This is a genomic window from Pseudomonas sp. EA_5y_Pfl2_R50 (assembly GCF_963970475.1).
GTDB lineage: Bacteria > Pseudomonadota > Gammaproteobacteria > Pseudomonadales > Pseudomonadaceae > Aquipseudomonas.
Genome location: NZ_CAXAPT010000008.1, coordinates 222,758 through 240,876 on the forward strand (window position 1 = coordinate 222,758; position 18,119 = coordinate 240,876).

Here is an 18,119-nt window from a genome sequence, read left to right on the forward strand (position 1 = left end):
GAGATTCAATGGAACGCTTTATCGAAAACGCAATGTACGCCACGCGCTGGCTGCTGGCGCCGATTTACATCGGCTTGTCCCTCGGTCTTTTGGCGCTGGCACTGAAGTTTTTCCAGGAAATCATTCATATCCTCCCCAACGTGTTCGCGATGGCCGAGTCGGATCTGATTCTGGTGCTGCTGTCGCTGATCGACATGGCGCTGGTCGGGGGCCTGCTGGTGATGGTGATGATTTCCGGCTACGAGAACTTCGTCTCGCAACTGGACATCGACGAAGGCAAGGAGAAGCTCAGTTGGCTGGGCACCATGGACTCGTCGTCGCTGAAGATGAAAGTCGCGGCCTCGATTGTGGCCATTTCTTCGATCCACTTGCTGCGCATCTTCATGGATGCCAAGAACGTCGATCCCGAGCACCTGATGTGGTACGTGATCATTCACATGACATTTGTAGTCTCGGCGTTCGCCATGGGTTACCTGGACAAGGTCACCAAGCACTGATCCACCTTTGATCGCTGCAAAAACACCGCCCGTCTGTTGCGAAACAGACGGGCGGTGTCGTTTGTGGCTTGTGCTTTGATGTGCGCGGGCATATCCCTGTAGAGGTGCTGATTCACCACTGTGTGAGGTGCCTTCATGAACCTGCAAGAGTTGAATGCGTTTGCCATTGCCAGGAAGGTCGATGAGTTGAACCTGATCTCCATGGAAGGCGGAATTTATCTGCTCGAGGCGCGGATGCATGGAGCGGCCTATCCATTGAGCGATCTCAAGGGCAACATGCTGACGCTGCGTTCGGTCGAGCATGCGCGGGATTTGCTGCATGCCTTTCCGGTGCTGCCGTTCAATCTCGTCCACACCTCGGTACACGATGAAATGTGTGGCTTGAGCACGATCGGCGAGGAAAGCCTGAAAGTGCCGCTGGTCTGGCGTTCGGCCCTGTAGGCCTTACGCGCCATCGCCCGGGCATCTGTGCTAGTCTGCTCGCCCTTTTGGTTCCGGGCGCGCCGGGACGCGCTGTGCATGCACGGCATGTCTTGTGGCCGTCCGCACAGCGGAGCAGTGTCATGTCCGAAGTAAATCTGTCCACCGACGAAACCCGCGTCAGCTACGGTATCGGCCGTCAGCTGGGTGACCAGCTGCGCGACAACCCGCCACCGGGCGTTAGCCTGGACGCAATCCTGGCTGGCCTGACCGATGCGTTCGGCGGCAAGCCAAGCCGTGTAGGTCAGGAAGAGATGTCCGCCAGCTTCAAGGTCATCCGCGAAATCATGCAAGCCGAAGCGGCAGCCAAAGCGGAAGCCGCTGCTGGCGAAGGCCTGGCCTTCCTGGCTGAAAACGCCAAGCGCGACGGCATCACCACCCTGGCTTCCGGCCTGCAATTCGAAGTGCTGACTCAGGGCGAAGGCGCCAAGCCGACCCGTGAAGACCAGGTGCGTACTCACTACCACGGCACCCTGATCGACGGCACTGTGTTCGACAGCTCTTACGAGCGCGGCCAGCCTGCAGAATTCCCGGTTGGCGGCGTAATCGCTGGCTGGACCGAAGCCCTGCAACTGATGAATGCCGGCAGCAAATGGCGCCTGTACGTGCCGAGCGAACTGGCTTACGGCGCTCAAGGCGTTGGCAGCATCCCGCCGCACAGCGTTCTGGTATTCGACGTCGAGTTGCTGGACGTTCTGTAATTCCGTGCCCGTCTTGATGGCGGGCTAATGTGGGAGCGGGCTTGCTCCCACAGTTTTTACCGCGTTTCATACTTCGATCTTGTGATGCAGCTCATTGGTCGGGCGCAACGCCCGGGCATAGCAGAACAGGAACAGATTGCGCACCAGCTCCTTGAGCACCAGTGGTTCGCTGGAGTTCAGGCTGCTGACATCCAGATCCCCCTGATCTTGCAGTTCATGCAGCGCTTCTTCTTCGAGCACCGCACAGACTTCACCAGTTTCCCGATGGAGGATTCTGAGGTAAGGGTGTGGGCGATCCAGCCAGGCGTCGATCAAATAAGTCATGGTTCTCATCTCCTTGAAAGGGTTCAATGAGAATAATTCTTATTATCTAAATAGCAAGCGCCTATTGGCAGATTCTGAATTTTTCCGGGTAAAGATTGCGTAAGGTCAAAACGACTGGCGTTTGGCTATTGCGTGGATTTATTGCGTTTTAGCGGGGGAGGGCGAAGCTCCATCCCGCGGCTGGCGCGGGATGGATGACAGGTAAATCAGACTTTTCTGACGAACTCGGATTTGAGTTTCATCGGGCCGATGCCGTCGATCTTGCAGTCGATGTCGTGGTCGCCATCGCACAGGCGAATGTTCTTGACCTTGGTGCCGACCTTGACCACCAGTGAGGTGCCCTTGACCTTGAGGTCCTTGATCACGGTGATGGTGTCGCCGTCCTGCAGGACATTGCCGACCGAATCTTTCTTCACGGTGTCATCGGACGCCACTTCGGCTTCGCCACTGGCGGACCATTCGTGGGCGCACTCCGGGCACACCAGTTGAGTACCGTCTTCGTAGGTGTATTCGGAATTGCATTTCGGGCAGGGTGGCAACGTGCTCACTAAGGCTCCTTGGGTATGGATCGCTAAAAGTCGCACATTGTATAGGGTTTTACGCGTAGGAGGGCATAGTGCAGAAACAACTGTGGGAGCGGTCTTGCTGGCGAAGGCGGTGTGCCAGTCAACATTGATGTCGATTGGCAGATTGCTTTCGCGAGCAGGCTCGCTCCCACAGTGGGTTGTCTCAGTGCGTGCGGGCGACCGCAAACTCACTCAATTCAATCAGCGCATCGCGGTATTCGCTGGCCGGCAGTGCGTCGAGGCACTTGATCGCACGGGCCACGTAATCGCGGGCCAGTTGCGCGGTGTACGCCAGCGAACCGGACGCTTCCACTGCAATGCGGATGCTTTCCAGATCTTCGATTCCGCCTTTCTGGATCGCCTGACGCACCAGTGCAGCCTGTTCAGCCGTACCTTCACGCATGGTGTAGATCAGCGGCAGGGTTGGCTTGCCTTCGGCCAGATCGTCACCGACGTTCTTGCCCAGTGTTTCGGCGTCGCCCTTGTAGTCGAGCAGGTCGTCGACCAGTTGGAACGCTACCCCCAGGTGATCGCCGAAGGTGCGCAGGGCTTCACTTTGCTCGGCGGTCGCGCCGGCCAGTGCCGCAGCGCTGTGGGTCGAAGCTTCGAAGAGCATTGCGGTCTTGCCGCGAATGACTTCCATGTAGGTTTCTTCGGTGGTGCTGGCGTCGCGAACCTTGGACAGTTGCAGCACTTCGCCTTCGGCGATGATGCGCGTGGCCTGGGAGAGGATCTTCATCACCGGCATCGAGCCCAGCTCGACCATCATTTCGAACGAACGCGAATACAGGAAGTCGCCGACCAGTACGCTTGGGGCGTTGCCCCACATGGCGTTGGCGGTCGAACGGCCGCGGCGCATGCCGGACATGTCGACGACGTCGTCATGCAGCAGGGTCGCGGTGTGCAGGAATTCGATGGTGGCGGCGAGCAGGCGCATGTCGTCGCCTTCGCGACCCAAAGCCTTGCCACACAGCAACACTAATAAAGGACGCAGGCGCTTGCCGCCGGCCGAGGTAATGTAATCGCCGATTTTCGATACCAGCGGCACTCGGGACGTCAGCTGCTTCTTGATGATGCCGTCGACGGCGCTAAAATCGTCCGCCACCGCGCGGTAGAAAGCTTGGGGTTGCATCAGCGAGAGTCGCTCCAGAAGGGTTGCGCGGCATGCTAGGACCCCCATCCAGACCTGTCAAGGCGCGATGGACGGCTACTTGCAAGCCTGCTGCGGCTTGCGTACAATCGCGCACCCTGAACTTCCTGGGCAGCACCTGCCTTACGCAATTGCAACAGGCCTTCCAGCCTAATGCAGCCATGCCAGCCAATACCTCTTCTTATAAAGAGCTGGGTGAGCAGGATTATCGGAGAAATACCATGTCTTATGCAGTAATCGTTACTGGCGGCAAGCAGTACAAAGTCGCTCCAGGTGAATACCTGAAGATCGAAAAGCTGGAAGTCGCTACCGGCGAATCCGTTACCTTTGATCGCGTTCTGTTGGTTGCCAATGGCGACGACGTGAATATCGGCGCTCCAGTTGTTGCTGGCGCTACCGTTGTGGCTGAAGTGATCTCCCAAGGTCGTCACGATAAAGTCCGCATCATCAAGTTCCGTCGTCGTAAGCACCACATGAAGCGTATGGGCCACCGCCAGTGGTACACCGAGATCAAAATCACCGGTATTCAGGCTTAATTTCAGCCTAATTCCTCACTAGGAGAATTGACTCATGGCACACAAAAAAGCTGGTGGTAGTACCCGTAACGGTCGCGACTCAGAAGCCAAACGCCTTGGCGTGAAGATGTATGGCGGCCAGGTCATCAAGGCCGGCAACATCATCGTGCGTCAGCGCGGCACCCAATTCCACGCTGGCTACGGCGTTGGCATGGGTAAAGATCACACCCTCTTCGCGAAAATCGAAGGCGTGATCAAGTTTGAAGTAAAAGGCGCTTTCAACCGCCGTTACGTGAGCGTAATCGCGGCTTAATCGCGAGATCGCTGGAAGAGCCCTGTCTTGCGACGGGGCTTTTTCGTTTGTGGGGTGAGTCTCTTGCAAAGCTGTTTGTATGGGCTGACGGCGTGCGACATGGGTCGTGTTTCGGAGTCGCTGCGCTCATTTTTGCAAGAGTCTTATGTCTTGATTGTTTTTCGGCTCGTCCGTATGGCGAGAGGCGTTGGTTATGAAGTTTGTTGATGAAGTATCGATTCGCGTAAAGGCTGGTGATGGCGGCAACGGCGCCATGAGTTTCCGTCGGGAAAAATTCATCGAGAACGGTGGTCCGAACGGTGGTGATGGCGGTGATGGTGGTTCCATCTACATGATGGCCGACGAAAACCTCAACACCCTGGTCGACTATCGTTATACCCGGCACTTCGATGCCGAGCGTGGCTCCAATGGTGGTAGCACCGACTGCACCGGCAAGAAGGGCGAAGACCTGATCCTGCGCGTGCCGGTTGGCACCACGGTGATCGATTCCGCTACCCAGGAAGTCATCGGTGACCTGACCAAGGCTGGTCAGAAGCTGATGGTGGTACAGGGTGGCTGGCACGGTCTGGGCAACACTCGTTTCAAGTCGAGTACCAACCGTGCTCCGCGCCAGACCACGCCGGGCAAGCCGGGTGAGCAACGCGACCTGAAGCTGGAAATGAAAGTCCTCGCCGATGTAGGCCTGCTGGGCTTGCCGAACGCCGGTAAAAGTACCTTCATCCGTTCGGTGTCTGCCGCCAAGCCGAAAGTCGCCGACTATCCGTTCACCACGCTGGTGCCGAACCTTGGTGTGGTCAGCGTCGACCGCTGGAAGAGCTTCGTTGTTGCGGACATTCCAGGTCTGATCGAAGGCGCTTCCGACGGCGCTGGTCTGGGTATTCGCTTCCTCAAGCACCTGGCGCGGACGCGTCTGTTGCTGCACCTCGTCGACATGGCGCCGCTGGATGATTCCAGTGCTCCGGATGCTGCTGAAGTGATCGTCAACGAGCTGATCAAGTTCAGTCCGTCCCTGGCTGAGCGTGATCGCTGGCTGGTGCTGAACAAGTGCGACCAGATCCTCGAAGAAGATCACGAAGAGCGCGTCAAGGAAATCGTTGATCGTCTGGAGTGGACTGGCCCGGTTTACGTGATTTCGGCCATTGCCAAGATCGGTACCGAGCGTCTGTGTCACGACATCATGCGTTACATGGAAGATCGTGCCGATCGCCTGGCCGCCGATCCGGCATACAAGGAAGAGCTGGCTGATCTCGATCAGCGCATCGAAGATGAGGCCCGTGCGCAGTTGCAGGCACTGGACGACAAGCGTGCCCTGCGCCGCAGTGGCGTGAAGTCGGTCCATGACATCGGCGACGATGACTGGGACGAAGAAGATGTGGATGATGAAGATGGTCCGGAAATCATTTACGTGCGTGACTGATCCGTTGCGATAAACTTGAACGCCGCTCAATCGAGCGGCGTTTTGGTATCTGGAAATCGATCGTTGGTCGGCAATAGCCACGAATAACGTCACGGGCAGCGCTGGGTCGCGCTGCCCTCAAGCTAAGGTTGAAGATGATGCGGAGCAAGGTGACAGGTGCGCAGCGTTGGGTCGTGAAGATCGGCAGCGCTTTGCTGACAGCTGACGGCAAGGGGCTGGATCGTGCGGCAATGAGTGTCTGGGTCGAGCAGATGGTGGCCTTGCATGAGGCTGGCGTCGAACTGGTGCTGGTGTCCTCCGGGGCGGTGGCGGCCGGCATGAGCCGTTTGGGCTGGACCGCACGACCCAGTGCGATGCACGAGCTCCAGGCGGCCGCAGCAATTGGTCAGATGGGCTTGGTGCAAGCGTGGGAGTCCAGCTTTGCCGAGCATGGCCGCCACACTGCGCAGATTTTGCTGACGCACGACGACCTGTCTGATCGCAAGCGTTACCTGAACGCCCGCAGCACCTTGCGCGCACTGGTCGAGCTGAAGGTCATCCCGGTGATCAACGAAAACGACACCGTGGTCACTGACGAAATCCGTTTTGGCGACAACGATACGCTGGCGGCGCTGGTGGCCAATCTGGTCGAGGCGGATCTGCTGGTGATTCTCACTGATCGCGACGGCATGTTCGACGCAGATCCGCGCAACAATCCTGATGCGCAGATGATTTACGAGGCGCGCGCCGATGATCCGACCCTGGATGCGGTGGCGGGCGGCACGGGCGGTGCGCTGGGGCGCGGCGGCATGCAGACCAAACTGCGCGCGGCGCGTCTGGCGGCGCGTTCCGGGGCACACACCATCATTGTTGGTGGGCGCCTTGAGCGCGTGCTTGATCGCCTGAAGGCAGGCGAGCGCATCGGTACGTTGCTGTCGCCAGAGCGCGGCATGCTCGCTGCGCGCAAGCAGTGGCTGGCCGGGCATCTGCAAACGCGCGGTACGTTGGTTTTGGACGATGGCGCGGTGTCGGCGTTATCTCAAGGCAACAAAAGTTTGCTGCCTGTGGGTGTGAAATTGGTGCAAGGCAGTTTCCGTCGTGGCGAGATGGTGGTGTGTGTGGCGCCGGATGGTCGTGAGATCGCCCGGGGCCTGGCCAACTACAGCGCGCTGGAGGCACAAAAAATCATCGGTCAATCGTCGGATGCGATTGTCGGTTTGCTGGGGTACATGGCTGAACCTGAACTGGTTCATCGTGACAACTTGATTCTGGTGTAAGGAAAATTCGATGCGTTTGGCAAAAGGATTGTTGGGTCTGCTGATGGCGATGCCGCTGCTGGCCTCGGCCGAGGAAATCGGCCAGGTGTCAACGGTTTTCAAGTTTGTCGGCCCGAATGACCGGATCGTGGTCGAGGCGTTCGATGATCCGAAAGTTGAGGGTGTGACCTGCTACCTGTCGCGCGCCAAGACTGGAGGGGTGAAGGGTGGTTTGGGGTTGGCCGAGGATCGCGCGGAGGCCTCGATTGCTTGTCGTCAGGTTGGCCCGATCAAGTTCAAGGGTGATTTGAAGGATGGTGATGAGGTGTTCAAGGAGCGCACATCGCTGGTGTTCAAAACCATGCAGGTCGTGCGTTTCCTCGACAAGAAGCGCAACACGCTGGTGTACCTGGTCTACAGTGATCGCTTGATTGAAGGCAGTCCGCAGAATGCCGTGACCGCCATCCCGATCCTGCCATGGGTGCCGGTCCAGCAATAACGCCGCAAAACTAACTGTGGGAGCGGGCTTGCTCGCGAAAGCGGTCTTTCGGTTGATATCGCTATCAACTGATACGTCCCTTTCGCGAGCAAGCCCGCTCCCACATTTTTTTGTGCTGGATTTACTGAATCACAGGCAATAAAAAACCGACCCTAAGGTCGGTTTTTAATGACTACGTCGATTAAGCAGCTTCTTTCAGTGCTTTGACGTGGCCATTCAGACGGCTCTTATGGCGAGCAGCCTTGTTCTTGTGGATGATGCCTTTATCGGCCATGCGGTCGATAACTGGCACAGCCAGAACGTATGCAGCTTGAGCTTTTTCAGCGTCTTTTGCGTCGATGGCCTTAACTACATTCTTGATGTAGGTACGAACCATGGAACGCAGGCTGGCGTTGTGGCTGCGACGCTTCTCAGCCTGTTTTGCACGTTTTTTGGCGGAAGGTGAGTTGGCCACCGTCGAGCTCCTCGAAAGACTTTTTAGGAAATAGCAAACAAAATAGGCCGCGAATCATGCCGATGAGTTGAAGTCTTGTCAAGGGCGCTTGAAACGTTCCGCTAAGTGGTAGGTGTGGTGCGACGGGATATTTCTTTCCGGCGTGTGACCTGTAAACTCGCGAGCTTTGGCTCTGTGCTGTTGCGGCGCAGAGTATCGCACAAGTAGGCGCTTTATTCGCCTGCTGTTTATCGACAGGCACAAATTCCCTCAATGAATCTGCTCAAATCGTTGGCCGCCGTCAGCTCTATAACGATGCTTTCCCGGATTCTCGGGTTTGTTCGTGACACGCTGATTGCCCGTACATTCGGCGCCGGGATGGCGACGGACGCCTTCTTCATTGCCTTCAAACTGCCTAATCTGTTGCGCAGGATCTTCGCTGAAGGGGCTTTCTCACAAGCATTCGTGCCGATTCTTGCCGAATACAAAAATCAGCAGGGCGAGGAGGCGGCCCGGACTTTTATTGCCTATGTGTCGGGCTTGCTGACCCTGGTGCTGGCCGTCGTCACGGCGCTGGGCATGATCGCCGCGCCGTGGGTCATCTGGGCCACGGCGCCCGGCTTTACCGATACTCCGGAAAAATTTCAGCTCACCTCCGATCTGTTGCGGGTGACGTTCCCTTATATATTGCTGATCTCCCTGTCCTCGCTGGCCGGGGCAATCCTTAATACCTGGAACCGCTTTTCGGTGCCGGCGTTCGTGCCGACTCTGCTCAACGTCAGCATGATCGTGTTCTCGCTGTTCCTGACGCCGTACTTCGATCCACCGGTCATGGCCCTCGGCTGGGCGGTATTGGTCGGCGGACTGGCGCAGTTGCTCTATCAACTGCCGCACCTGAAAAAGATCGGCATGCTGGTGCTGCCCCGCCTGAATCTGCGTGACACCGGCGTGTGGCGGGTGATGAAACAGATGTTGCCGGCGATCATCGGCGTGTCGGTCAGCCAGATTTCGCTGATCATCAACACCATTTTTGCGTCATTTCTGGTCGCCGGTTCGGTGTCGTGGATGTATTACGCCGACCGTTTGATGGAGCTACCGTCCGGTGTCCTCGGCGTGGCGTTGGGCACGATTCTGCTGCCGACGCTGGCGAAAACCTACGCGAGCAAGGATCGCCACGAATATTCGCGGATTCTCGATTGGGGTCTGCGTCTGTGCTTCGTGCTGGTGCTGCCGTGCGCGTTGGCGCTGGGAATTCTCGCCGAGCCGCTGACGGTCTCGCTGTTTCAGTACGGTCAGTTCAGTGGTTTCGACGCCGAGATGACCCAGCGCGCGCTGATCGCCTATTCTGTGGGTCTGCTCGGCATTATCGTGATCAAGGTGTTGGCGCCGGGCTTTTATGCGCAACAGAACATCCGTACACCGGTAAAAATCGCAATCTTCACACTGGTCGTCACTCAGTTGTTTAACCTGGCTTTGATTGGACCGTTGGCTCACGCGGGGCTGGCCTTGGCGATCAGTGCCGGAGCCTGTTTGAACGCCGGGTTACTGTTCTATCAACTGCGCAAGCAACAGATGTATCAGCCGCAGCCGGGCTGGACCCGATTCGCTTTCAAGCTGGTGGTCGCGGTGGCGGTGATGTCCGCGGTGCTGCTGGTCGGCATGCATTTCATGCCGGCGTGGGATCAAGGCCACATGCTTGAACGCTTCCTGCGCTTGGGCGCTTTGGTGGCGGCCGGCGTAGTGGCGTATTTCGGTATGTTGCTGCTGCTCGGTTTCCGTCTGCGCGATTTCAATCGCAAGGCCTTGAGCTGAGGTTTTACCCTTTATGAACAGGCGCGAGCCGGCAGTTTTGTCGGCTCGATCACTTTGCGTTACGGTGTTGCCTGTCGTCGACCGTCCGGTGTGGTTATAATCGACCACTTTATGAGCAAGAAGCGCGTTATGCAGCTGGTTCGAGGCCTCCACAACTTGCGCCCCCAGCATCGGGGCTGCGTCGCCACTATTGGCAACTTTGACGGTGTTCACCGTGGTCACCAGGCTATCCTGGCCCGACTGCGTGAGCGTGCGCTCGAGTTGGGCGTACCCAGCTGCGTGGTGATTTTCGAGCCGCAACCACGTGAGTTCTTTGCGCCCGAGACCGCGCCGGCACGTCTGGCCCGATTGCGCGACAAGCTGCAACTGCTGGCTGGCGAAGGCGTTGACCGGGTCTTGTGTCTGGCGTTCAACCAGCGCCTGAGCAAGCTCAGCGCCAGTGAGTTCGTCGATACCATTCTCGTTGATGGCCTTGGCGTTCAGCATCTGGAAGTCGGCGACGATTTTCGCTTCGGTTGCGATCGCCTCGGCGATTTCGATTTCCTGATGCAGGCCGGGCAGGTTCACGGTTTTACCGTGGAAGCTGCGCAAACCGTCGAGCTGGACGGCATTCGTGTCAGCAGCACGCAGGTGCGCAACGCGCTGGCCGCCGCCGACTTTGCCTTGGCCGAACGTTTGCTCGGTCGCCCGTACCGCATCGCCGGTCGCGTGCTGCACGGCCAGAAGCTGGCCCGGCAATTGGGTACGCCCACTGCCAATATTCAATTGAAACGTCGGCGTGTGCCGTTCACCGGGGTGTATCTGGTGGGTGTGGATATCGACGGCAAGACCTGGTCCGGCGTCGCCAACATTGGCGTGCGGCCCACGGTTCAAGGTGATGGCAAGGCCCACCTTGAAGTTCATCTTCTGGATTTTGCCGGCGATCTGTATGACCGGCGTCTGACGGTGGTTTTCCACCAAAAGCTGCGTGAAGAGCAGCGCTTCGCCTCCCTGGAGGCATTGAAAACGGCGATCAATGCGGATGTCGCCACCGCCCGTGCACTAGCCGCACCTAGCGCCCATCGCTAACGAAGAGCCTTAAATGACCGACTATAAAGCCACGCTTAACCTTCCGGACACCGCCTTCCCAATGAAGGCCGGCCTGCCACAGCGCGAACCGCAGATCCTGCAGCGCTGGGACAGTATTGGCCTGTACGGAAAGTTGCGCGAGATTGGCAAGGATCGTCCGAAGTTCGTCCTGCACGACGGCCCTCCGTATGCCAACGGCACGATCCACATCGGTCACGCACTGAACAAGATTCTCAAGGACATGATCATCCGTTCGAAGACCCTGTCGGGCTTCGACGCGCCATACATTCCGGGTTGGGACTGCCACGGCCTGCCGATCGAGCACAAGGTCGAAGTGACTCACGGCAAGAACCTGGGCGCCGACAAGACCCGCGAACTCTGCCGCGCCTACGCCACCGAGCAGATCGAAGGTCAGAAATCCGAGTTCATCCGTCTCGGCGTGCTCGGCGACTTCGCCAACCCTTACAAGACCATGAATTTCAAGAACGAGGCCGGTGAAATCCGCGCGCTCGCCGAAATCGTCAAGGGCGGTTTCGTGTTCAAGGGGCTCAAACCGGTGAACTGGTGCTTCGACTGCGGTTCGGCCCTGGCTGAAGCGGAAGTCGAGTACGAGAACAAGAAGTCCTCGACCATCGACGTGGCCTTCCCGATTGCTGACGAAGCCAGGCTGGCTGCCGCGTTCGGTCTGCCGTCGCTGGACAAACCAGCGTCGATCGTGATCTGGACCACCACCCCGTGGACCATTCCGGCCAACCAGGCGCTGAACGTGCACCCGGAATTCAACTACGCGCTGGTTGATGTCGGCGACAAGTTGCTGGTGCTGGCTGAGGAACTGGTCGAAGCGTGTCTGACCCGCTACGGCGTCGAAGGCTCGGTTATCGCCACCACCACCGGTAAAGAACTGGAACTGATCAACTTCCGTCACCCGTTCTACGACCGTCTGTCGCCAGTGTACCTGGCTGACTACGTCGAACTGGGCGCTGGCACCGGCGTGGTTCACTCCGCTCCGGCCTACGGCGTGGACGACTTCGTGACCTGCAAGAAGTACGGCATGGTCAACGACGACATCCTCAATCCGGTGCAGAGCAACGGCGTTTACGTGCCGTCGCTGGAGTTCTTCGGCGGCCAGTTCATCTGGAAAGCCAACCCGGCCATCGTCGACAAGCTGACCGAAGTCGGTGCGCTGATGCACACCACCGTCATCGAACACAGCTACATGCACTGCTGGCGCCACAAGACCCCGCTGATCTACCGCGCCACCGCGCAGTGGTTCATCGGCATGGACAAAGAACCAACCAGCGGTGACACCCTGCGTGTGCGCTCGCTCAAAGCCATCGAAGACACCAAGTTCGTTCCGGCCTGGGGCCAGGCGCGTCTGCACTCGATGATCGCCAACCGTCCGGACTGGTGCATCTCCCGTCAGCGCAACTGGGGCGTGCCGATCCCGTTTTTCCTCAACAAGGAAAGCGGCGAGCTGCACCCACGTACCGTCGAGCTGATGGAAGAAGTCGCCAAGCGCGTTGAAGTCGAAGGCATCGAAGCCTGGTTCAAGATGGACGCCGCCGAACTGCTCGGCGACGAAGCGCCGCTGTACGACAAGATCAGCGACACCCTCGACGTCTGGTTCGATTCGGGCACCACGCACTGGCACGTCCTGCGCGGTTCGCACCCGATGGGTCACGAGAACGGCCCGCGCGCCGACCTGTACCTGGAAGGCTCCGACCAGCACCGTGGCTGGTTCCACTCGTCGCTGCTGACCGGTTGCGCCATCGACAACCACGCGCCGTATCGCGAACTGCTGACCCACGGCTTCACCGTCGATGAGTCCGGTCGCAAGATGTCCAAGTCCTTGGGCAACGTGATCGCGCCGCAGAAAGTCAACGACACCCTCGGTGCCGACATCATGCGTCTGTGGGTCGCTTCGACCGACTACTCCGGCGAAATGGCAGTGTCCGAGCAGATCCTGCAACGCAGTGCGGACGCCTATCGCCGTATTCGTAACACCGCGCGCTTCCTGCTCTCGAACCTGAGCGGCTTCAACCCGGCCACCGACATTCTGCCGGCTGAAGAAATGCTCGCGCTGGATCGTTGGGCGGTCGACCGCACCTTGCTGCTGCAACGCGAGCTGCAAGAGCACTATGGCGAATACCGCTTCTGGAACGTCTACTCCAAGATCCACAACTTCTGCGTGCAGGAGCTGGGTGGTTTCTACCTCGACATCATCAAGGATCGCCAATACACCACCGGCGCCGACAGCAAGGCCCGTCGCTCGTGCCAGACCGCGCTGTTCCACATCTCCGAAGCGCTTGTACGCTGGATCGCGCCGATCCTCGCCTTCACTGCCGACGAACTGTGGCAATACCTGCCGGGCGAGCGTAACGAGTCCGTGATGCTGAACACCTGGTACGAAGGCCTGACCGAGTTGCCGGAAGGCTTCGAGCTGGGGCGCGCCTACTGGGATCGCATCATGGAAGTGAAGGTGGCGGTCAACAAAGAGATGGAAATCCAGCGAGCGGCCAAAGCCGTCGGTGGCAACCTGCAAGCCGAAGTCACGCTGTTCGCCGAAGACGCCCTGAGCGCCGATCTGGCCAAGCTGAGCAACGAACTGCGCTTTGTCCTGATCACCTCGACCGCCAGCGTTGCGCCTTTTGTTCAGGCCCCTGCTGATGCGGTGGCCACTGAAGTCAGCGGCCTGAAACTGAAGATCGTCAAATCGGCCTTCCCGAAGTGCGCCCGTTGCTGGCACTGCCGCGAAGACGTGGGCGTGAACCCGGAGCACCCGGAAATCTGCGGGCGTTGCGTCGACAACATCAGCGGCGCTGGCGAGGTTCGTCACTATGCCTAATGCCGTTGGCCGTTTTGGACGGTTGAGCTGGCTGTGGTTGAGCCTGCTGGTTCTGGTCATCGACCAGGCCAGCAAGTTCTACTTCGAAGGCAAACTCGAAATGTATCAGCAGATTGTGGTGATCCCCGACTACTTCAGCTGGACTCTGGCCTACAACACCGGCGCTGCCTTCAGTTTCCTCGCCGACAGCTCCGGCTGGCAGCGCTGGCTGTTCGCCCTGATCGCAATTGTGGTCAGCGCAGTGCTGGTGGTCTGGCTCAAGCGTCTGGGTCGCAACGAAACCTGGCTGGCCGTCGCATTGGCGTTGGTGCTGGGTGGTGCGCTAGGCAATCTGTACGACCGCATCGCGCTGGGCCATGTGATCGATTTCATTCTGGTGCACTGGCAGAACCGCTGGTACTTCCCGGCATTCAACTTTGCTGACAGCGCGATTACCGTTGGCGCGGTGATGCTGGCACTGGACATGTTCAAATCCAAGAAAACCGAAGAGGCCGTTCATGACTGAACAGGTATTGGCTGAGCAACGCATCGGCCAGAACACGGAAGTCACTTTGCACTTTGCATTGCACCTGGAGAACGGCGATACCGTCGACAGTACGTTCGACAAGGCTCCGGCGACTTTCAAGGTCGGCGACGGCAACCTGCTGCCAGGTTTCGAAGCGGCGCTGTTCGGCTTCAAGGCCGGTGACAAGCGTACGCTGACCGTCGAGCCGGAAAACGCTTTCGGTCAACCGAACCCGCAAAACGTGCAGATCATTCCGCGTTCGCAGTTCGTTGACATGGAGCTGTCGCCGGGTTTGCTGGTGATCTTCAACGATGCGGCCAATACTGAACTGCCGGGTGTGGTGAAAGAATTCGACGACACGCAAGTGACCATCGACTTCAATCACCCGCTGTCGGGCAAGACGCTGACCTTTGACGTGGAAATCATCTCCGTCAAAGCGATCTGAAACTGTGAGAGCGAGCCTGCTCGCTCTCACAGTTGGTAATTCATTGTTTTCGCGCGCAAGACACGAGGCACAGCATGCAAATCAAACTCGCCAACCCCCGTGGCTTCTGCGCCGGCGTGGACCGCGCGATCGAAATCGTCAACCGCGCCCTGGAAGTCTTCGGGCCGCCGATCTATGTTCGTCATGAAGTGGTGCACAACAAGTTCGTCGTCGAAGACCTGCGCAGTCGTGGCGCGATTTTCGTCGAAGAACTGGACCAGGTGCCGGACGACGTCATTGTGATTTTCAGCGCCCACGGTGTTTCTCAGGCCGTGCGCAACGAAGCCGCCGGTCGCGGCTTGAAGGTGTTCGACGCGACATGCCCGCTGGTGACCAAGGTACACATCGAGGTCGCCAAATACAGCCGTGATGGCCGTGAATGCATCCTCATCGGCCACGCCGGTCACCCGGAAGTCGAAGGCACCATGGGCCAGTACGATGCCAGCAATGGCGGCGCGATCTACCTCGTTGAAGACGAGAAGGACGTGGCCGAGTTGCAAGTGCATGACCCGGAGAAGCTGGCGTTCGTCACCCAGACCACGTTGTCGATGGACGACACCAGTCGTGTCATCGATGCCCTTCGGACGCGCTTCCCGGCCATCGGTGGCCCGCGCAAGGACGACATCTGCTACGCCACACAAAATCGTCAGGACGCGGTCAAGCAACTGGCCGACGAGTGCGACGTGGTGTTGGTGGTCGGCAGCCCGAACAGCTCCAACTCCAACCGTCTGCGTGAGCTGGCTGAACGTATGGCCACGCCGGCCTATCTGATCGACGGCGCCGAAGACCTGCAGCAGAGCTGGTTCGAGGGCGTCGAGCGGATCGGCATCACCGCAGGTGCTTCCGCACCGGAAGTGCTGGTGCGTGGCGTGATCCAGCAACTGCAGGCGTGGGGCGCGACCGGTGCTGATGAGTTGGCCGGACGCGAAGAGAACATTACCTTCTCGATGCCGAAAGAGCTGCGCGTTCGTTCTATCTGACCTTCTGCGCTTTTTCGCACAGCGCCTGTTCAGCCTGATGGCTGGTCAGGCGCACGCGACCGCTCGCAGCCAGCACTACCTGGCGCTGGCTGACCGGTTCGCGGGCCGAGCAGACATGTAACGTTCCGGCCTGAAATGCCCGTCCCGGCATAAGCGGTTGTCCCAGACTGCCAAACCGCACATAGCGACTCACCCACCAGTTACCGACAATTGGCACCCGAGCGTCACTTGCACGCTCAACCAGCAGCGGATTGCTGCTGTCCTCCGGCCCTTTGCCACTGATATCCAGAATGATCCGCCAACCCTGACTCCAGTCGCCGTTGATGCCGTGGATCACCACGCTTTGATTCCGCGAGACGGCGAGACTGCGGGCGTTGCGCAGACCGTCGAGCAGTGACTGTGTGGCCTGATCGCGCTGGTTCGATTCCCTGAGTGCGGCAAACGCCGGGCTGACCAGCAGCAGAACAATTGCGCCAATCGCCAGTCCCATAAGCAGTTCAATCAGGCTGAAACCCTGTTGTGGCATGAAAACTCCTTCCTTGGCGGCGTGATGAGCGGCGCGATCCGTGCGCCGGGCAGGGCAAATCAACCGACACCGGCCGGATGAATGTTCTAGTTTGTAGAGGCAGGTATAGCCGACGGCAACGGAGGGCATCGATGGATCTTCGTACAAAAGGTTTCACGCTGATCGAGTTGCTGGTGGCGGTCGCGATCTTCGTGATCCTGATTACCTTGGCGGTGCCTGCGTTCACCCGGTCGGTCCAGGGCAGCAAGGCCGATACCGAAATGGGCGACCTGCAACGGGCGCTCAATTTCACCCGGCTTGAGGCCATTGATCGCGGCACGACCATTCGCCTGCGCCCGACTGCCGGAGGCAGCGTCTGGAGCGGCGAACTGTCGGTCTACGACGGTACTGGCCCCGCGGCCAATGTGTTGCGGGTTGTTCCGGCGATGAGCAGCGGCGCGACTCTGACGCTAACCTCAGGAGTGACCGCGCTCGACTTCAACAGTGTGGGCGGTCTGTCGGCGGCCACGGCAGTGGTCATCAGTTATACGCTGGGAACGCAAAGCAGGACGCTGAACGTGTGCTTGAACGGACGAATTCAATTGGGTGGAAGTTGCGGATGAGGGCAGGGAGCAAACATGCACAGGAAGGCATGACGCTGATCGAAGTGCTGGTCGCGTTGCTGATTCTTACGGTCGGGCTGCTCGGGGCGGCGGCGGTACAGTTGAACGCGTTGAAGTACACCGATAGCTCACGCATGACCAGTCAGGCGAGCTTCATCGCCTACGACATGATGGACCGCATCCGCGCCAACTCCGGTGCCGATTACACCGTCACGCCACCGGCCTCGGGCAACCTCAGCGTCGCCCGTGATCAGGATCTCTACGACTTCACTACCAACATCGTCAATTTCGGCGGTCCTGCCGCCACGGGCAGCATCACCCTGAATCAGCGTGTCTACACCATCACCATTACCTGGAGCGATGCGCGGGCAGCCAATACCGCCAGTGCCCAGCGCAGTTTCGTGCTGACCAGTCGCGCAGCGGTCGATCCGGTGGCGACGCCATGAACCGCCATCAGCGCGGTTTCGGCCTGATCGAATTGCTGATTGCCCTGGCGCTGGGGCTCATCGTGGTGCTTGGCGTGGTGCAGACGTTCATCGCGGCCAAGAACACCTATGTCAGCCAGAACAGCGCTGCAGCGATGCAGGAGGACGCGCGTTTCGTGCTGAGCAAAATGATCCAGGAAATTCGCATGGTCGGCATGTTTGGCTGTCTTGACACCATTACCGACTCCAGCTCGGCGGGGGATTTCAGTGCGGCGCAGATCACTCCGATCAGTTGGGACAACGCCAATCAGAAACTGACCCTGGTCACCGCTGATATCGGGAACAGTGGGGGAACGCCGACCTGGACCGTGGTTTCCGATTGTCGCAACAGTTCGACTGCCTACAGCGGTTTGCGCAGCCCGGCGACCGGGCAAACCGGCTTTGCGATCCGGCGCCTGATCTACAGTTTCAGCAACAACCAGATCCTCATGGGCACCGGCAGCGGCACGCCGGCCCAGCAGGTACTGGTGAACAACGTGAGTGCGTTCAGCGTGACCTTCGGGCTGGCCAGTTCGGCGACGGACGTGGCAGCTTCGACCTACAGCGCCAACCCCGGCGATCCGGCGCGCATCCGCAGCGTGCGCTTGAGCCTCACGCTGACTGATCCGAACAACCGGGTGCGCAATCAAACCTTCAATGTGGTTGCCGCTTTGCGCAATCGCCTGCAATGAGGGGCGCAACC

Annotated in this window: 22 protein-coding genes; 17 read left to right on the forward strand and 5 right to left on the reverse strand. The window is 59.0% G+C overall.

The genetic code is table 11. The annotated features are described in order from the left end of the window. The first annotated feature begins 8 nt into the window (after positions 1-8). From AACY19_RS15990 to AACY19_RS16000, 3 genes are all read left to right on the forward strand, one after another. A complete protein-coding gene (locus AACY19_RS15990) occupies positions 9-497 on the forward strand; it encodes a TIGR00645 family protein (RefSeq protein WP_016773116.1) in 489 nt (162 codons plus the stop codon). Between the two features lie 135 nt (positions 498-632). Then, on the forward strand, positions 633-938 hold the full coding sequence (locus AACY19_RS15995; protein WP_339451753.1) for a DUF6482 family protein: 306 nt from the start codon (positions 633-635) through the stop codon (positions 936-938). Positions 939-1,060: 122 nt separating this feature from the next. Further along, the gene (locus AACY19_RS16000) at positions 1,061-1,678 is read left to right on the forward strand and encodes an FKBP-type peptidyl-prolyl cis-trans isomerase (RefSeq protein ID WP_339451755.1); all 618 of its coding nucleotides are present in this window, start codon (positions 1,061-1,063) and stop codon (positions 1,676-1,678) included. Between the two features lie 66 nt (positions 1,679-1,744). Here AACY19_RS16000 and AACY19_RS16005 read toward each other — a convergent pair whose 3' ends face one another. From AACY19_RS16005 to AACY19_RS16015, 3 genes are all read right to left on the reverse strand, one after another. Next, a complete protein-coding gene (locus AACY19_RS16005) occupies positions 1,745-2,002 on the reverse strand; it encodes a PA4570 family protein (RefSeq protein WP_158960869.1) in 258 nt (85 codons plus the stop codon). A 206-nt stretch (positions 2,003-2,208) separates the two neighbouring features. Beyond that, positions 2,209-2,550 carry a zinc ribbon domain-containing protein YjdM gene (locus AACY19_RS16010; protein ID WP_158960870.1) on the reverse strand — a complete coding sequence of 114 codons (342 nt, stop codon included), beginning with the start codon at positions 2,548-2,550 and terminating at the stop codon, positions 2,209-2,211. A 181-nt stretch (positions 2,551-2,731) separates the two neighbouring features. Continuing rightward, a complete protein-coding gene (locus tag AACY19_RS16015) occupies positions 2,732-3,700 on the reverse strand; it encodes a polyprenyl synthetase family protein (RefSeq protein WP_339451763.1) in 969 nt (322 codons plus the stop codon). 239 nt (positions 3,701-3,939) lie between these two features. Here AACY19_RS16015 and rplU point away from each other — a divergent pair, with 239 nt between their 5' ends. The 5 genes from rplU to AACY19_RS16040 all read left to right on the forward strand — a co-directional run bounded on the left by rplU (position 3,940) and on the right by AACY19_RS16040 (position 7,697). After that, positions 3,940-4,254 (forward strand): 50S ribosomal protein L21, encoded by a 315-nt coding sequence (gene rplU, locus AACY19_RS16020; protein ID WP_007950961.1) that lies wholly within the window; start codon positions 3,940-3,942, stop codon positions 4,252-4,254. 34 nt (positions 4,255-4,288) lie between these two features. Then, the gene (gene rpmA / locus AACY19_RS16025) at positions 4,289-4,546 is read left to right on the forward strand and encodes a 50S ribosomal protein L27 (RefSeq protein WP_007909818.1); all 258 of its coding nucleotides are present in this window, start codon (positions 4,289-4,291) and stop codon (positions 4,544-4,546) included. Positions 4,547-4,739: 193 nt separating this feature from the next. Next, positions 4,740-5,963 (forward strand): Obg family GTPase CgtA, encoded by a 1,224-nt coding sequence (gene cgtA, locus AACY19_RS16030; RefSeq protein WP_064392401.1) that lies wholly within the window; start codon positions 4,740-4,742, stop codon positions 5,961-5,963. Positions 5,964-6,100: 137 nt separating this feature from the next. Then, positions 6,101-7,219 carry a glutamate 5-kinase gene (gene proB, locus AACY19_RS16035; protein ID WP_339451766.1) on the forward strand — a complete coding sequence of 373 codons (1,119 nt, stop codon included), beginning with the start codon at positions 6,101-6,103 and terminating at the stop codon, positions 7,217-7,219. A 10-nt stretch (positions 7,220-7,229) separates the two neighbouring features. Continuing rightward, complete coding sequence (locus tag AACY19_RS16040; protein WP_007909822.1) at positions 7,230-7,697, forward strand: CreA family protein; 468 nt, start codon at positions 7,230-7,232, stop codon at positions 7,695-7,697. Positions 7,698-7,878: 181 nt separating this feature from the next. Here the strand turns inward: AACY19_RS16040 and rpsT are convergent, their stop codons facing one another. Then, the gene (rpsT, locus tag AACY19_RS16045; RefSeq protein WP_003228351.1) at positions 7,879-8,151 is read right to left on the reverse strand and encodes a 30S ribosomal protein S20; all 273 of its coding nucleotides are present in this window, start codon (positions 8,149-8,151) and stop codon (positions 7,879-7,881) included. A gap of 252 nt (positions 8,152-8,403) precedes the next feature. On the opposite strand from rpsT, the gene murJ reads away from it, so the two are divergent. The 6 genes from murJ (at position 8,404) to ispH (ending at position 15,824) form a co-directional block, all read left to right on the forward strand. Continuing rightward, positions 8,404-9,942 (forward strand): murein biosynthesis integral membrane protein MurJ, encoded by a 1,539-nt coding sequence (gene murJ / locus AACY19_RS16050; protein WP_339451769.1) that lies wholly within the window; start codon positions 8,404-8,406, stop codon positions 9,940-9,942. Positions 9,943-10,071: 129 nt separating this feature from the next. Then, a complete protein-coding gene (gene ribF / locus AACY19_RS16055; RefSeq protein WP_339451771.1) occupies positions 10,072-11,010 on the forward strand; it encodes a bifunctional riboflavin kinase/FAD synthetase in 939 nt (312 codons plus the stop codon). 13 nt (positions 11,011-11,023) lie between these two features. Next, complete coding sequence (gene ileS, locus AACY19_RS16060; RefSeq protein WP_339451773.1) at positions 11,024-13,855, forward strand: isoleucine--tRNA ligase; 2,832 nt, start codon at positions 11,024-11,026, stop codon at positions 13,853-13,855. Continuing rightward, a complete protein-coding gene (gene lspA / locus AACY19_RS16065) occupies positions 13,848-14,360 on the forward strand; it encodes a signal peptidase II (protein WP_339451775.1) in 513 nt (170 codons plus the stop codon). Before ileS ends, lspA begins: the two co-directional genes overlap by 8 nt. A gap of 7 nt (positions 14,361-14,367) precedes the next feature. Continuing rightward, a complete protein-coding gene (gene fkpB / locus AACY19_RS16070; RefSeq protein ID WP_339451901.1) occupies positions 14,368-14,805 on the forward strand; it encodes an FKBP-type peptidyl-prolyl cis-trans isomerase in 438 nt (145 codons plus the stop codon). Between the two features lie 74 nt (positions 14,806-14,879). Further along, entirely contained in the window at positions 14,880-15,824 is a 945-nt protein-coding gene (ispH, locus tag AACY19_RS16075) for a 4-hydroxy-3-methylbut-2-enyl diphosphate reductase (protein WP_339451777.1), read from the forward strand. On the opposite strand, the gene AACY19_RS16080 is transcribed toward ispH, so the two are convergent. Then, positions 15,817-16,350 (reverse strand): GspH/FimT family pseudopilin, encoded by a 534-nt coding sequence (locus AACY19_RS16080; protein ID WP_339451779.1) that lies wholly within the window; start codon positions 16,348-16,350, stop codon positions 15,817-15,819. The genes ispH and AACY19_RS16080 overlap by 8 nt on opposite strands. 131 nt (positions 16,351-16,481) lie before the next feature. Here AACY19_RS16080 and AACY19_RS16085 point away from each other — a divergent pair, with 131 nt between their 5' ends. From AACY19_RS16085 to AACY19_RS16095, 3 genes are read left to right on the forward strand one after another with little or no spacing between them, the layout of a single operon-like run. After that, a complete protein-coding gene (locus AACY19_RS16085) occupies positions 16,482-16,952 on the forward strand; it encodes a GspH/FimT family pseudopilin (RefSeq protein ID WP_339451781.1) in 471 nt (156 codons plus the stop codon). Further along, positions 16,949-17,398: a type IV pilus modification protein PilV gene (gene pilV / locus AACY19_RS16090; RefSeq protein ID WP_339451783.1), complete on the forward strand. Its 450-nt coding sequence runs from the start codon at positions 16,949-16,951 to the stop codon at positions 17,396-17,398. The genes AACY19_RS16085 and pilV overlap by 4 nt, the downstream gene beginning before the upstream one ends. Further along, positions 17,395-18,108 (forward strand): PilW family protein, encoded by a 714-nt coding sequence (locus AACY19_RS16095; RefSeq protein ID WP_339451785.1) that lies wholly within the window; start codon positions 17,395-17,397, stop codon positions 18,106-18,108. Before pilV ends, AACY19_RS16095 begins: the two co-directional genes overlap by 4 nt. Positions 18,109-18,119: the final 11 nt, after the last annotated feature.

Bases quoted from the DNA above. Each gene is read 5' to 3' on its own strand.
- cgtA (WP_064392401.1), top strand. From the start codon at position 4,740: ATGAAGTTTGTTGATGAAGTATCGATTCGCGTAAAGGCTGGTGATGGC.
- AACY19_RS16005 (WP_158960869.1), bottom strand. From the start codon at position 2,002: ATGACTTATTTGATCGACGCCTGGCTGGATCGCCCACACCCTTACCTC.
- pilV (WP_339451783.1), top strand. From the start codon at position 16,949: ATGAGGGCAGGGAGCAAACATGCACAGGAAGGCATGACGCTGATCGAA.
- rplU (WP_007950961.1), top strand. From the start codon at position 3,940: ATGTCTTATGCAGTAATCGTTACTGGCGGCAAGCAGTACAAAGTCGCT.
- AACY19_RS15990 (WP_016773116.1), top strand. From the start codon at position 9: ATGGAACGCTTTATCGAAAACGCAATGTACGCCACGCGCTGGCTGCTG.
- ileS (WP_339451773.1), top strand. From the start codon at position 11,024: ATGACCGACTATAAAGCCACGCTTAACCTTCCGGACACCGCCTTCCCA.
- ribF (WP_339451771.1), top strand. From the start codon at position 10,072: ATGCAGCTGGTTCGAGGCCTCCACAACTTGCGCCCCCAGCATCGGGGC.
- AACY19_RS16095 (WP_339451785.1), top strand. From the start codon at position 17,395: ATGAACCGCCATCAGCGCGGTTTCGGCCTGATCGAATTGCTGATTGCC.
- AACY19_RS16015 (WP_339451763.1), bottom strand. From the start codon at position 3,700: ATGCAACCCCAAGCTTTCTACCGCGCGGTGGCGGACGATTTTAGCGCC.
- ispH (WP_339451777.1), top strand. From the start codon at position 14,880: ATGCAAATCAAACTCGCCAACCCCCGTGGCTTCTGCGCCGGCGTGGAC.
- AACY19_RS16000 (WP_339451755.1), top strand. From the start codon at position 1,061: ATGTCCGAAGTAAATCTGTCCACCGACGAAACCCGCGTCAGCTACGGT.
- AACY19_RS15995 (WP_339451753.1), top strand. From the start codon at position 633: ATGAACCTGCAAGAGTTGAATGCGTTTGCCATTGCCAGGAAGGTCGAT.
- AACY19_RS16080 (WP_339451779.1), bottom strand. From the start codon at position 16,350: ATGCCACAACAGGGTTTCAGCCTGATTGAACTGCTTATGGGACTGGCG.
- rpmA (WP_007909818.1), top strand. From the start codon at position 4,289: ATGGCACACAAAAAAGCTGGTGGTAGTACCCGTAACGGTCGCGACTCA.
- lspA (WP_339451775.1), top strand. From the start codon at position 13,848: ATGCCTAATGCCGTTGGCCGTTTTGGACGGTTGAGCTGGCTGTGGTTG.
- proB (WP_339451766.1), top strand. From the start codon at position 6,101: ATGCGGAGCAAGGTGACAGGTGCGCAGCGTTGGGTCGTGAAGATCGGC.
- AACY19_RS16040 (WP_007909822.1), top strand. From the start codon at position 7,230: ATGCGTTTGGCAAAAGGATTGTTGGGTCTGCTGATGGCGATGCCGCTG.
- murJ (WP_339451769.1), top strand. From the start codon at position 8,404: ATGAATCTGCTCAAATCGTTGGCCGCCGTCAGCTCTATAACGATGCTT.
- AACY19_RS16085 (WP_339451781.1), top strand. From the start codon at position 16,482: ATGGATCTTCGTACAAAAGGTTTCACGCTGATCGAGTTGCTGGTGGCG.